14 protein-coding genes are annotated in these 13,312 nt (G+C 72.2%); 8 read left to right on the top strand and 6 right to left on the bottom strand.

Annotated features, from left to right (window positions below):
• Window positions 1-80: 80 nt before the first annotated feature.
• Entirely contained in the window at window positions 81-1,466 is a 1,386-nt protein-coding gene (locus tag ACZ67M_RS25595; RefSeq protein ID WP_392015517.1) for an NADP-dependent succinic semialdehyde dehydrogenase, read from the top strand.
• 25 nt (window positions 1,467-1,491) lie between these two features.
• Window positions 1,492-1,728, top strand: a complete 237-nt coding sequence (locus ACZ67M_RS25600) for a DUF6213 family protein (protein ID WP_361355790.1) — start codon at window positions 1,492-1,494, stop codon at window positions 1,726-1,728.
• Between the two features lie 64 nt (window positions 1,729-1,792).
• Here the strand turns inward: ACZ67M_RS25600 and ACZ67M_RS25605 are convergent, their stop codons facing one another.
• Window positions 1,793-3,019 (bottom strand): acyl-CoA dehydrogenase family protein, encoded by a 1,227-nt coding sequence (locus ACZ67M_RS25605; RefSeq protein ID WP_361355788.1) that lies wholly within the window; start codon window positions 3,017-3,019, stop codon window positions 1,793-1,795.
• A gap of 169 nt (window positions 3,020-3,188) precedes the next feature.
• Here ACZ67M_RS25605 and ACZ67M_RS25610 point away from each other — a divergent pair, with 169 nt between their 5' ends.
• Window positions 3,189-3,845 (top strand): TetR/AcrR family transcriptional regulator, encoded by a 657-nt coding sequence (locus ACZ67M_RS25610; RefSeq protein ID WP_122620889.1) that lies wholly within the window; start codon window positions 3,189-3,191, stop codon window positions 3,843-3,845.
• Between the two features lie 39 nt (window positions 3,846-3,884).
• Here ACZ67M_RS25610 and def read toward each other — a convergent pair whose 3' ends face one another.
• On the bottom strand, window positions 3,885-4,424 hold the full coding sequence (gene def / locus ACZ67M_RS25615) for a peptide deformylase (protein WP_392102858.1): 540 nt from the start codon (window positions 4,422-4,424) through the stop codon (window positions 3,885-3,887).
• 169 nt (window positions 4,425-4,593) lie between these two features.
• Here def and ACZ67M_RS25620 point away from each other — a divergent pair, with 169 nt between their 5' ends.
• From ACZ67M_RS25620 to ACZ67M_RS25640, 5 genes are all read left to right on the top strand, one after another.
• Window positions 4,594-5,832, top strand: a complete 1,239-nt coding sequence (locus ACZ67M_RS25620) for a Mur ligase family protein (RefSeq protein ID WP_122620891.1) — start codon at window positions 4,594-4,596, stop codon at window positions 5,830-5,832.
• A 23-nt stretch (window positions 5,833-5,855) separates the two neighbouring features.
• The gene (locus tag ACZ67M_RS25625; RefSeq protein WP_361355784.1) at window positions 5,856-6,584 is read left to right on the top strand and encodes a type 1 glutamine amidotransferase; all 729 of its coding nucleotides are present in this window, start codon (window positions 5,856-5,858) and stop codon (window positions 6,582-6,584) included.
• Window positions 6,585-6,749: 165 nt separating this feature from the next.
• Window positions 6,750-7,775, top strand: coding sequence for a 6-phosphofructokinase (locus tag ACZ67M_RS25630; protein ID WP_392102857.1), 1,026 nt, complete (start codon window positions 6,750-6,752; stop codon window positions 7,773-7,775).
• Between the two features lie 162 nt (window positions 7,776-7,937).
• Complete coding sequence (locus tag ACZ67M_RS25635; protein WP_385795261.1) at window positions 7,938-8,888, top strand: cytochrome c oxidase assembly protein; 951 nt, start codon at window positions 7,938-7,940, stop codon at window positions 8,886-8,888.
• Between the two features lie 91 nt (window positions 8,889-8,979).
• Entirely contained in the window at window positions 8,980-9,150 is a 171-nt protein-coding gene (locus tag ACZ67M_RS25640) for a hypothetical protein (protein ID WP_107291848.1), read from the top strand.
• A gap of 21 nt (window positions 9,151-9,171) precedes the next feature.
• Here the strand turns inward: ACZ67M_RS25640 and ACZ67M_RS25645 are convergent, their stop codons facing one another.
• Genes ACZ67M_RS25645 through ACZ67M_RS25660 form a run of 4 tightly spaced genes read right to left on the bottom strand, consistent with a single transcriptional unit; the run spans window position 9,172 to window position 13,302 of the window.
• Window positions 9,172-10,377, bottom strand: a complete 1,206-nt coding sequence (locus ACZ67M_RS25645) for a sensor histidine kinase (protein ID WP_361356407.1) — start codon at window positions 10,375-10,377, stop codon at window positions 9,172-9,174.
• Window positions 10,378-10,385: 8 nt separating this feature from the next.
• A complete protein-coding gene (locus ACZ67M_RS25650) occupies window positions 10,386-12,185 on the bottom strand; it encodes a sodium/solute symporter (protein WP_469852897.1) in 1,800 nt (599 codons plus the stop codon).
• The gene (locus ACZ67M_RS25655) at window positions 12,182-12,541 is read right to left on the bottom strand and encodes a hypothetical protein (RefSeq protein WP_161332471.1); all 360 of its coding nucleotides are present in this window, start codon (window positions 12,539-12,541) and stop codon (window positions 12,182-12,184) included. The genes ACZ67M_RS25650 and ACZ67M_RS25655 overlap by 4 nt, the downstream gene beginning before the upstream one ends.
• Before the next feature lie 2 nt (window positions 12,542-12,543).
• The gene (locus ACZ67M_RS25660; protein WP_361355778.1) at window positions 12,544-13,302 is read right to left on the bottom strand and encodes a LytR/AlgR family response regulator transcription factor; all 759 of its coding nucleotides are present in this window, start codon (window positions 13,300-13,302) and stop codon (window positions 12,544-12,546) included.
• Window positions 13,303-13,312: the final 10 nt, after the last annotated feature.

Raw genomic sequence — 13,312 nt, forward strand, 5'->3', positions numbered from 1 at the left:
GCACCGGACCCGTCCGCGTTGCGGCACCCCGCGCCACGCGCCAGGGTCGAAGCACGAGCCACCACCCAGGGAGGTCGGTCATGCCCATCGCGACGGTGAATCCGGCGAACGGCGAGACGCTCAGGACGTACGAGGCCATGGGCGAGGAGGAGATCGAGCGCCGGATCCAGCTCGCGGAGGCCACCTTCCGCACGTACCGGACGACGGCGCTCGACGAGCGCGCCCGGCTCATGCACCGGGCCGCCGATCTCCTGGAGGCCGACCAGGAGGAGATCGGCAAGGTCATCACGACCGAGATGGGCAAGCCGGTCAAGCAGGCCCGCGCGGAGGCCGCCAAGTGCGCCAAGGCCATGCGCTGGTACGCCGACCACGCGGCCTCCCTGCTCGCCGACGAGGAGCCCGCGGAGTCCGACGTGAAGGACTCCGGCGCCTCCCGGGCCCTGGTCCGCTACCGGCCACTGGGCCCGGTGCTCGCGGTGATGCCGTGGAACTTCCCGCTCTGGCAGGTGATCCGGTTCGCGGCGCCCGCGCTGATGGCGGGCAACGTCGGCCTGCTCAAACACGCCTCGAACGTGCCGCAGACCGCCCTGTACCTGGAGGACCTGTTCCACCGGGCGGGCTTCCCCGAGGGCTGCTTCCAGACCCTGCTCATCGGCTCAGCGGAGGTGGACGGCATCCTGCGCGACGAGCGGGTGCGGGCCGCCACCCTCACCGGCAGCGAGCCGGCCGGGCGCGCGGTCGCCGCCACCGCCGGGGAGATGATCAAGAAGACGGTGCTGGAGCTGGGCGGCAGCGACCCCTTCGTCGTCATGCCGTCCGCCGACGTGGACCGGGCCGCCGAGGTCGCCGTCACCGCGCGCACGCAGAACGCCGGGCAGTCCTGCATCGCCGCCAAGCGGTTCATCGTGCACACGGACGTGTACGACGCGTTCGTGGAACGCTTCACCGCCGGCATGAGGGCGCTGAAGGTCGGCGACCCGATGGAGGAGGAGACCGAGGTCGGGCCGCTCTCCAGCGAGCAGGGCCTGAACGACGTGATGGAGCTGGTCGACGACGCCAAGCGCTCCGGTGCGACGGTGCTGTGCGGTGGCGAACGCCCCGAGGGCCCGGGCTGGTACTACCCGCCGACCGTGCTGGCCGACGTGACGCGCGAGATGCGCATCCACCGCGAGGAGGCCTTCGGCCCCGTCGCCACGCTGTACCGGGTGACGGACCTGGACGAGGCGGTGCTGATCGCCAACGACTCGGACTTCGGACTCAGTTCCAACGTCTGGACCCGCGACGACGCCGACGTGGACCGCTTCGTACGGGATCTGGAGGCGGGCGGCGTGTACGTCAACGGGATGACCGCGTCCCATCCGGCGTTCCCGTTCGGCGGGGTCAAGCGGTCGGGCTACGGGCGTGAGCTGTCCGGGCACGGAATCCGGGAGTTCTGCAACATCACCACGGTATGGCACGGAGCGTGAGCCTTCCGCGACTACGATCCCCATTGTGAACCGCGAAGTGACCCTGCCTCTGATCGTCGACGACCGCGGCACCCTGCAGGTCGCCGCGTCCGACGTGAGCAAGCTGCTGCGCACGGTGGGTGGGCGGTGGCTGCGGCTGGTGGAGGCGGGCGAGATGAGTCTGGACGAGGACACGGTCGCGGCGCTCACCATCGAGCTGGCCAAGCTGGCCGACCGGATCGACGTGGCGTGCATCGCCCACAGCAGCGGCCCGTCCTCCTGACGCCGCTCCCCGGAACGGACCGGCCCGGCGAGAGATCGCCGGGCTCCGGCCCGTCCCGCAGGCGCTACCGGATCGGCACCCCGGCCAGCGTCCGCGCGATGACGAGCCGCTGGATCTCGCTCGTCCCCTCGAAGATGGTGTAGATCGCGGCGTCCCGGTGCATCCGCTCCACGGGGTACTCCCGCGTGTACCCGTTGCCGCCGAGGATCTGGATCGCCTGCGCGGTCACCTTCTTCGCCGTCTCGCTCGCGAACAGCTTGGACATCGACCCCTCGGCCGCCGTGAACGGCTTGCCGTTGATGGCCATCCAGGAGGCCCGCCACACCAGCAGCCGGGCCGCGTCGATGGACGTCCGCATGTCGGCGAGCTGGAAGGCGACACCCTGGTTGTCGATGATCGGCCGCCCGAACTGCTCACGGGTGCGGGCGTACTCCAGCGCCTCCTCGTACGCGGCGCGGGCGGTGCCCACCGCCATGGCGCCGACGGCCGGACGCGAAGCCTCGAAGGTGGCCATCGCCGCGTTCTTGACGCGCTCGCCGCCCTTCTTGGCCTTCTCCCGGGCCCGGGCCAGGCGCGCGTCCAGCTTCTCCTTGCCGCCGAGCAGGCAGGACCCGGGGACGCGGACGTTCTCCAGGACGACCTCGGCCGTGTGCGAGGCGCGGATGCCGTGCTTCTTGAACTTCTGGCCCTGGGACAGGCCCGGGGTGGCCGGCGGGACGATGAAGGAGGCGTGCCCCTTGGAGCCCAGCTCCGGGTCCACGACCGCGACGACGACGTGGACGTTGGCGATGCCGCCGTTGGTCGCCCAGGTCTTGGTGCCGTTGAGCACCCACTCGTCCTTGGCCTCGTCGTACACGGCGCGCGTGCGCATGGAGGCCACGTCGGATCCGGCGTCCGGCTCGGAGGAGCAGAAGGCGGCGACCTTCACGTCGTTCACGTCGCCGTACATCTGGGGGATCCAGGTGCCGATCTGCTCCTCGGTGCCGTTGGCGAGGACACCGACGGCGGCGAGACCGGTCCCGACGATGGACAGGGCGATGCCCGCGTCGCCCCAGAACAGCTCCTCCATGGCCATGGGGATGCCGAGGCCGGTGGAGTCGAAGTACTGCTGGGCGTAGAAGTCGAGGGAGTAGATGCCGACCTTGGCGGCCTCCTGGATGACCGGCCAGGGAGTCTCCTCACGCTCGTCCCATTCGGCGGCCGCGGGGCGGATGACGTCGGCCGCGAAGCCGTGCAGCCAGTCCCGGACCTCCTTCTGTTCGTCGCTCAGCTCCATGGTGAACTCGGCCATGTCCCCTCCAGTGACCCACGTACGTGTTACTTGCGGTAACCCGAGTCTGTTACCGGTCGGTAGGAAAAGTCAACTCCCGAGGCCCCGTCGCCCTCCCGTTCGATGCCGGGCGCCCCGTGGGTGTTAGTTTGCGACGGCGTCACCGAAACAGCACGGGTGGGGAGAGCACATGGACACCACACAGCGGACCGACCAGCAGCGGTCCGCCGACCGCAGACGGCGCGAGCTGCTCGAGGCCGCCGACCGGGTGGTGCTGCGCGACGGTCCACAGGCCTCGATGAACGCCATCGCCGCCGAGGCCGGCATCACCAAGCCGATCCTCTACCGCCACTTCGGGGACAAGGGCGGACTGTACGCCGCCCTCGCCGTCCGGCACACCGACGCCCTCCTCGCCTCGCTGCGGGCCGCCCTGGACGCCCCGGCGGAGCGGCGGCAACGCGTCGAGGCCACCCTGGACACGTATCTGGCGGCCATCGAGGCACGCCCGCAGGTGTACCGCTTCCTGATGCATCCGGCGGAGGGCATCGCCACCCCGGCCGACCAGGCCGACCAGGGTTTCGACGTCGGCAAGCACTCGGCCCCGCTGCTGCGCCGGATGGGCGAGGAACTGGCCCAGGTCATCGAGGAACGCCTCGACGTCGGCCCCGGCACCCAGCAGCTGGCCCGGGTGTGGGGGCACGGCATCGTCGGCATGATGCACGCCGCGGGCGACTGGTGGCTGGGCGAACGCCCCTGCTCCCGGGCCGAGTTGGTGAGCACTCTGGCGGACCTGCTGTGGGGCCGGCTGGCGGCCGCCGGGGACAAGGCGGGCGGGCCCGGCTTCTGACGGCCCCCCGGCCCGCACACTCCCCGGCCCGCCGCGCGCTCAGCGGCGCCAGGTGGCGCGCGCCACCTGGCGCGCCAGCCGCCGGTGGCGCCATCCCGACAGGCGCTCGGAGTACACCCGCCCCTCCAGGTGATCGCACTCGTGCTGGAGGCACCGCGCGAAGAACCCGGTGCCGCGCACGGTGACGGGCTCGCCGGTCACCGTGAGTCCCGTCACGACGGCCTCGTCGTGCCGCTCGGTCCCGGCCTCCAGACCCGGCAGCGACAGACAGCCCTCCGGTCCGCGCACCACCACCCCGCCGGTCTCGACGAGCCGCGGGTTCACCAGGTGGCCGAGGTGGCGCTCGTCCTCGTCGTCCGGGCAGTCGTAGACGAAGACGCGCAGACCCGTGCCGATCTGGTTCGCGGCCAGACCCACGCCGTGGGCGGCGTACATGGTCGCGAACAAGTCCTCCACGAGCGCCGCGAGTTCCGGACCGAAGTCCGTCACCTCCTCGCACGGGGCGTGCAGGACGGGATCGCCGAGGAGGCCGAGGGGACGGACGCGCCCGTGGGCGCCCGGGATGGAGCCGTGTCGCATGGCGGCAAGAGTAAGGTCCCTGTGTCCCCCGGCGGGCCGCGCCCACCGCCGGAGCCCCGTGGCCGGTGCCGCGATTCGGGAGTGCGAACGGATCTCGATAGGCTGAGGTCCACACCACGTGGCCGTCAGGCTTCAGGCGCGGCGCGTACGCAAGGAGGATCGAGAACTGATGGCAGGCAACTCGGACCCGCTCTCGCCCCGGGCCAAGATCGCCGTGACCGCGGGCAAAGCGGTCGCGGCGGCTTCGCGCGCCGCGGGGCGCGGCAGCGGTTCGGTGATCGGCGGCAAGGTCGCGCTGAGACTCGATCCGGACCTCCTCGCCCGGCTCGCCCAGCACCTGGACGTGACCCTGGTCTCGGCGACCAACGGCAAGACCACCACCACCCGGCTGATCGCCGAGGCGCTGCGCGCGGCGGGACCGGTCGTGTCCAACGCGCTCGGCGCCAACATGCCGGCCGGCATCACCTCGGCCCTCGCGGCCGGCTCGGACGCCCGCTACGGCGTCATCGAGGTCGACGAGAAGTACCTCGTCGGCGTCGCCCAGGCCACCGAGCCGAAGTGCATCGCGCTCCTCAACCTCTCCCGCGACCAGCTCGACCGCGCCGCGGAGACCCGCATGCTCGCCGAGAACTGGCGTGAGGGCCTGACCGGCTCGAAGGCCGTGGTCGTCGCCAACGCCGACGACCCGCTGGTGGTGTGGGCCGCGTCCTCCTCCCCCAACGTGATCTGGGTCGCCGCCGGCCAGATGTGGAAGGACGACGCCTGGTCCTGCCCCGCGTGCGGCGGCGTGATGCAGCGTCCCGGTGACGACTGGTTCTGCGGCGAGTGCGGCTTCCGCCGTCCCACGCCGAGCTGGGCGCTCTCGGGCGACCACGTCCTCGACCCGCACGGCTCCGCCTGGCCGATCCACCTCCAGCTGCCGGGCCGCGCCAACAAGGCCAACGCCGCCTCCTCGGCCGCCGTCGCCGCCGTCTTCGGCGTGCCGCCGCAGGTCGCCCTGGAGCGCATGTACCAGGTACAGGCGGTCGCCGGACGCTACGACGTGGTGCAGTTCCAGGGCCGCGACCTGCGTCTGCTGCTCGCCAAGAACCCGGCCGGCTGGCTGGAGACCTTCTCCCTGATCGACCCGCCGCCCACGCCGGTGATCCTCTCGGTGAACGCGCGCGGGGCCGACGGCACCGACACCTCCTGGCTGTGGGACGTGGACTACACCCGGCTGACCGGCCACCCGATCTGCGTGATCGGCGACCGCAAGCTGGACCTCGCGGTGCGCCTGGAGGTCGCGAACCAGCAGTTCCAGGTGTGCGAGGACCTCGACCAGGCGGTGCAGATGTGCCCGCCCGGCCGGATCGAGGTCATCGCCAACTACACCGCCTTCCAGGACCTGCGCCGCCGCGTCGGCAACTGACCGCGAGACTTCAGGGGACTTTCGTGAGCGACAACCAACTGCGGATCGTCTGGATCTACCCGGACCTGCTCAGCACGTACGGCGACCAGGGCAACGCCCTCGTGGTGGAGCGCCGGGCCCGGCAGCGCGGCCTCGACGTGGCCCGGCTCGACGTGCGCAGCGACCAGCAGATCCCGACCTCCGGCGACATCTACCTGATCGGCGGCGGCGAGGACCGTCCGCAGCGGCTCGCCGCCGAGCGGCTGCGCCGCGACGGCGGTCTGCACCGGGCCGTGGAGAACGGCGCGATCGTGTTCTCCGTCTGCGCCGGCTACCAGATCCTGGGCCACGAGTTCATCAACGACCTGGGCAACCGGGAGCCGGGCCTCGGACTGCTCGACGTGGTCTCGACGCGCGGCGAGGGCGCCCGGTGCGTCGGCGACGTCCTCGCCGACATCGACCCGCGCCTCGGGCTGCCGCCCCTGACCGGCTTCGAGAACCACCAGGGCGTCACCCACCTCGGCCCCACCGCGCGCCCGCTCTCCCAGGTCCGCTTCGGCAACGGCAACGGCACGGGCGACGGCACCGAGGGCGCGTACAACGACACGGTCTTCGGCACGTACATGCACGGCCCGGTGCTGGCGCGCAACCCGCAGATCGCTGACCTGCTGCTCAAGCTGGCCCTCGACGTGAACGCGCTGCCGCCGACGGACGACCGCTGGTACGAGGCGCTCCGCAACGAGCGCATCGCGGCTGCGCAGCAGCCTGCGTGATCTCCTCCGGGCGGCCCGTCTGATGGGTCATCCGCACAGGTGAGCGGGCACGTCCAGTAGGCGGACGCGTGGTTCGGTCCCGGCCCCCGATGCCGCTAGGGTGGCCTGGATCGAGCCGGACAGCGCGGTCCGGACCCGTGCCACGTTGAGAAGGTATTTCGGGCTATGCGCATTGGTGTCCTCACGTCCGGCGGCGACTGCCCCGGCCTGAACGCCGTCATCCGGTCCGTCGTGCACCGCGCCGTCGTCGACCACGGCGACGAGGTCATCGGCTTCCGGGACGGCTGGAAGGGCCTCCTGGAGTGCGACTACCTGAAGCTCGACCTCGACGCGGTGGGCGGCATCCTGGCCCGCGGCGGTACCATCCTCGGCTCCTCCCGGGTCCGCCCCGAGCACCTGCGGGACGGCGTGGAGCGCGCCCGCGGCCACGTCGAGGAACTCGGCCTGGACGCGATCATCCCGATCGGCGGCGAGGGCACCCTGAAGGCGGCCCGGCTGCTGTCGGACAACGGCCTGCCCATCGTCGGCGTCCCCAAGACCATCGACAACGACATAGCGGTCACCGATGTGACGTTCGGCTTCGACACCGCCGTGACCGTGGCGACCGAGGCCCTGGACCGGCTGAAGACCACCGCCGAGTCCCACCAGCGGGTGCTGATCGTGGAGGTCATGGGCCGTCACACCGGCTGGATCGCGCTGCACTCGGGCATGGCGGCCGGCGCCCACGCCGTGGTCGTCCCGGAGCGGCCCTTCGACATCGACGAGTTGACCGCCAAGGTCGGCGAGCGGTTCTCGGCGGGCAAGCGGTTCGCGATCGTGGTGGCCGCGGAGGGCGCCAAGCCGAAGGCCGGCACCATGGACTTCGACGAGGGCGGCAAGGACGTCTACGGGCACGAGCGCTTCGCCGGCATCGCCCGCCAGCTCTCCATCGAGCTGGAGGAGCGGCTCGGCAAGGAGGCCCGGCCGGTGATCCTCGGCCACGTGCAGCGCGGGGGTACGCCGACGGCGTACGACCGGGTGCTGGCCACGCGGTTCGGCTGGCACGCGGTGGAGGCGGTGCACCGCGAGGAGTTCGGCATGATGACGGCCCTGCGGGGGACGGACATCGTGATGGTGCCTCTCGCCGACGCGGTCGAGGCGTTGAAGACGGTGCCGGATGCACGGTACGCGGAGGCGGAATGCGTTCTGTGAGGTTGGTGTAGTTCGCCGACCGCGGGTCGTGTGTGGTTGCTCGCGCAGTTCCCCGCGCCCCTGAGGGGCGCTCAACGCCCCCGGTGGAATGCTTCGCCGGGGGCGGTTCTAGTCTTGCTTCGGACAGACTGCGTTCAACCCCCACGAATCAGGAGCCGGCGGATGGATCACAGCGGGCACGGCATGACGATGGATCTGCCGCCGTTCACGCTGGGGCGAGGGCTCGCCTGGTCGGCGGACCCGTTCTTCCTGATCGCCTGCCTGCTGGGACTGGCACTGTACGGCTGGGGTGTGGCGCGGCTGGTGCGGCGCGGTGACAAGTGGCCGGTCGGCCGGACCGTGGCATTCGTCATCGGCGTGCTGAGCATCGTGCTCATGATGTGCACCAGGCTCAACGACTACGGCATGGTCATGTTCAGCGTGCACATGGTGCAGCACATGATCATCAGCATGGTCTCGCCGATCCTGATCCTGCTCGGCGCCCCGATCACGCTGGCCCTGCGCGCGCTGCCGCCGGCGGCCCGCGGCAGCAAGGGTCCCCGCGAGCTGCTGCTGATGCTGCTGCACAGCCGCTACATGCGGATCGTCACGCACGCCGCGTTCACCATCCCGCTGTTCATCGCCAGCCTGTACGCCCTGTACTTCACGCCCCTCTTCGACTTCCTGATGGGCTCCCGGGCCGGTCACATCGCGATGATGGTGCACTTCCTCGCCGTCGGGCTGGTCTTCTTCTGGCCGATCATGGGCGTGGACCCGGGCCCGCACCGGCCGGGCTACCTGATGCGGATGCTGGAGCTGTTCGCGGGCATGCCGTTCCACGCGTTCTTCGGCATCGCGCTGATGATGGGATCGTCGCCGATGGTGAAGACCTTCGAGAACCCGCCCGCGTCGCTCGGCATCGACGCGCTCTCCGACCAGAACGCGGCGGGCGGCATCGCCTGGGCCTTCAGCGAGGTCCCGTCCGTGCTGGTCCTGCTCGCCCTGGTCTTCCAGTGGTACGCCTCCGAGCAGCGCCAGGCCCGCCGTACCGACCGGGCCGCAGAACGGGACGGCGACAAGGAGCTGGCGGCCTACAACGCCTACCTGGCCTCGCTGAACGCACGCGGCGGCTGAAGAGGATCGGGCCGATATCCCGCGGTCCGTGCTCCATGGAGGCAGAACCGGGGCACCATGGAAGGCAACGGACCACGAGGAGGGTGTTGCGATGCCCGGTTCCACGGACAGTTCGACGAAGACGATGGGGGCGCTCACCATCGGCGGCCTCGTCGCGGTGACGGCCTACACGGTGGCGCTCGGAAGCAACGGCTGGCTGTGGTTCGGCTGGGTCGTGCTGGGACTGATCACCCTGGGGATGGTGGCCACCCGCAGCGCCTGAGCCCGCGGAGCGCCCGCCCCCTCACTCGCGGCCCAGCCGGCCCGCCGAGTGCACGCCCGGCTGGTACTTCGGCAGCCGGACGGTGATCTTCATGCCCGCGCCGACGGCCGTCTCGATGACGAGGCCGTGGTCGTCTCCGTAGACCTGGCGGAGGCGGTCGTCGACGTTGGACAGCCCGATGCCGCCCGACGGGCTGACCTCGCGCGCGAGGATACGGCGCAGCAGCCCCGGGTCCATGCCCGCGCCGTCGTCCTCGATGACGACCAGGGCCTCGGCGCCCGCGTCCTGCGCGGTGATCTGAATACGGCAGCGGTCCGCCTTACCCTCCAGACCGTGCTTGACGGCGTTCTCGACGAGCGGCTGGAGGCACAGGAAGGGCAGGGCGACCGGCAGTACCTCGGGGGCGACCTGGAGGGTGACGGCGAGCCGGTCGCCGAAGCGGGCCCGCACCAGTGCCAGGTAGTGGTCGATGGCGTGCAGCTCGTCGGCGAGGGTGGTGAAGTCGCCGTGCCGCCGGAACGAGTAGCGGGTGAAGTCGGCGAACTCCAGCAGCAGCTCCCGGGCGCGCTCGGGATCGGTGCGGACGAAGGACGCGATCACCGCGAGCGAGTTGAAGATGAAGTGCGGGGAGATCTGCGCCCGCAGCGCCTTGATCTCGGCCTCGATGAGCCGGGTGCGGGACTGGTCGAGGTCGGCCAGCTCCAGCTGGACGGAGACCCAGCGGGCGACCTCCCCGGCGGCCCGGACCAGGACGGCGGACTCGCGGGGCGCGCAGGCGACCAGGGCGCCGTGCACCCGGTCGTCGACGGTGAGCGGGGCGACCACCGCCCAGCGCACCGAACAGTCCGGGATGTCGCAGGTCAGCGGGAACGCCTCGCCGCGGCCGGTCTCCAGCGGCCCGGCGAGGCGTTCCATGATCTCCGTGCGGTGATGGCCGCCCACACCGTCCCACACCAGGACCTCCTTGAGGTCGGTCAGGCACAGCGCGTCCGTGCCGAGCAGGGAGCGCAGCTTGCGGGCGGACTTGCCGGCGGTCTCCTCGGTCAGGCCCGCCCGCAGCGGGGGTGTGGCCAGGGACGCGGTGTGCAGGGTCTGGAAGGTGGCGTGCTCGACCGGGGTGCCGAGACCGCCGAGGGTCTGCGGGCGGGCGGTGCGCCGCCCCAGCCAGAAGCCCGCCGCCAGCAGGGGCAGCAGGGCCACGGCGAGGCCCGCCAGGAATCCGCCCAGGGAGCCGCTCACGGCCTCACCTCCTCGCGCGGCGCCTGATGACCGCCCGAGGGCAGACCACCGGCGGCCGGCGCGTCCGCCGGGCGGCCCTCCCCGCGCAGCTCCCCCGCGCCCAGCTCCTCCGGCAGGTGGAAGCGGGCCAGGATCGCCGCCGTCCCGGCCGGTACCCGGCCCGGCGTGGCCAGGGAGACCAGCACCATGGTGAGGAAGCCCAGCGGCACCGACCAGAGCGCCGGCCAGGCCAGCAGGGCGTGCAGCGCCCCGCCGCCGCCCGGGAAGCCGCCCATGGTGGCGGCGACGGCGAGCAGGGCGGAGCCGCCGCCCACCAGCATCCCGGCCGCGGCGCCGGGCGGGGTCAGCCGGCGCCACCAGATGCCGAGGACGAGCAGCGGGCAGAAGGACGAGGCCGACACGGCGAAGGCGAGGCCCACGGCGTCGGCGACGGGCAGTCCGCCGACCAGCGCGCTCGCCGCCAGCGGTACGGCCATGGCGAGGAGGGTGCCGAGGCGGAAGTGCGGCACGCCCCGGGACGGCAGCACGTCCTGGGTGAGGACACCCGCGACGGCCATGGTCAGCCCCGAGGCGGTGGACAGGAACGCGGCGAAGGCGCCGCCCGCGACCAGCGCGCCGAGCAGGTCGCCGCCCACTCCCCCGACGACCCGGTCGGGCAACAGCAGGACGGCGGCGTCGGCGTCGCCGGTGAGGGTCAGCTCGGGGGCGTAGAGGCGGCCCAGGGCGCCGTAGACGGGCGGCAGCAGGTAGAAGGCGCCGATCAGGCCGAGCACGGCGACGGTGGTACGGCGGGCGGCGACGCCGTGCGGGCTGGTGTAGAAGCGCACCACGACGTGCGGCAGGCCCATGGTGCCCAGGAAGGTGGCGAGGATCAGGCCGTACGTGGCGTACAGCGGGCGCTCCGTGCGGCTCTCGGCACGGGAGGGCGACAGGGCGTCGTCGGCGCCGCGTCCGGCGGCCGGGACCGGGGTGTCCTCGGCGAAGGTGAGGCGGGTGCCGGCCTCAATGCGGTGGGTGCCGGTGGGCAGGCTCAGCCGGGTGCCGTCGTGGGCGCGGCCGTCCACGGTGCCGTCGACGGTGACGGTCAGCGGGCGGTCGAGCTTGAGGGTGAGGCCGTCGTCGACCCGCACGGAGCGCTGCTCGCGGAAGGTGGCCGGTTCCTCGAAGGGTCGGCCGGGCGCGCCGTCTCCCTGCCAGGCGAGCACCAGGAAGAGGGCGGGGACGAGCAGCGCGGTGAGTTTCAGCCAGTACTGGAAGGCCTGGACGAAGGTGATGCTGCGCATGCCGCCGGCGGCGACCACACCGGTGACGACGACGGCGACGATCACCCCGCCGAGCCAGTCGGGGGCGCCGCTGAGCACGGTGAGGGTCAGCCCGGCGCCCTGGAGCTGGGGCAGCAGGTACAGCCAGCCGACGCCGACGACGAAGGCGCCCGCGAGCCGCCGCACCCCCTGGGAGGCGAGCCGCGCCTCGGCGAAGTCGGGCAGTGTGTAGGCGCCGGAGCGGCGCAGCGGGGCCGCGACGAAGAGCAGCAGGACCAGGTAGCCGGCGGTGTAGCCGACCGGGTACCAGAGCATGTCGGGACCCTGGACGAGGACCAGGCCGGCGATGCCGAGGAAGGAGGCGGCGGAGAGGTACTCGCCGCTGATGGCGGCGGCGTTCAGGCGCGGGCCGACGGTGCGGGAGGCGACGTAGAAGTCGGAGGTGGTGCGGGAGATGCGCAGGCCGAAGGCGCCGACCAGGACGGTGGCCACGACGACCAGGGCGACCGCGGGTATGGCGTAGCTGGAGTTCATCGGTCCTCGACGAGGCGCACGAAGTCCCGTTCGTTGCGCTCGGCGCGGCGCACGTACCAGCGGGCCAGGAGGACCAGCGGCGCGTACAGGCCGAAGCCGAGGACGGCCCATTCCAGGCGGCGGGCGTCGGGCAGTGCCGCGAAGAGCAGGGGCAGCGGTCCGACGAGGAGGCCGAGGACCGCGAGGGCGGTGAGGCCGGCCCGCAGCTGGCTGCGCATGAGGGAGCGGACGTAGGTGTGGCCGAGGGTGGTCTGCTCGTCGATCTCGGTGCGCGGGCGGTAGTAGCCGGAGGCCCGCCGGGTGCGCCTGGGCGGGCCGGTGACGGTGACGCGGCGCTCGCCGGGGTCCTGGGGCACGGTCACGGCCTCCGCATGAGCAGGTCCCGCAGCTCGCGGGCGTGGCGGCGGCTGACCTGGAGTTCCTCGGTGCCCACCAGGACGCTGACGGTGCCGGCGTCCAGGCGGAGTTCGCCGATGTGGCGCAGGGCGACGAGGTGGCGGCGGTGGATGCGGACGAAGCCGCGGGCCCGCCAGCGCTCCTCCAGGGTGGACAGCGGGATGCGGACGAGGTGGCTGCCCTTGTCGGTGTGCAGGCGGGCGTAGTCGCCCTGGGCCTCGGCGTGGGTGATGTCGTCGACGGGGACGAAGCGGGCGACGCCGCCGAGTTCCACGGTGATGTGGTCGGGGTCGGGTTCGTGGACGGGTATCCGCGGTGAGGGGGGCGTCGCGCCGCGCTGCTCGACGGCGCGGCGCACCGCCTCGGCGAGCCGCTCCCGGCGCACGGGTTTGAGGACGTAGTCGACCGCGTCCAGGTCGAAGGCCTGCACGGCGAAGTCCTCGTGGGCGGTGACGAACACGATCAGCGGAGGGCGCGCGAATCCGGTCAGCAGCCGGGCGAGGTCCAGTCCGTCGAGGCCGGGCATCTGGATGTCGAGGAAGACGACGTCGATGGCGTCCGGCCCGTCGGGGCCCGACTCCAGGGCCCGGTTGATGCGGCGCAGCGCCTCGGTCGCGTCGCTCGCGCCCTCCGCCGCGCCGATGCGGGGATCGGCGTTGAGGAGGTACACGAGTTCTTCGAGCGTGGGGCGTTCGTCGTCGACAGCGAGGGCGCGCAGCATGAGGCTGGAG

It is taken from the genome of Streptomyces sp. NPDC107500 (assembly GCF_055582785.1).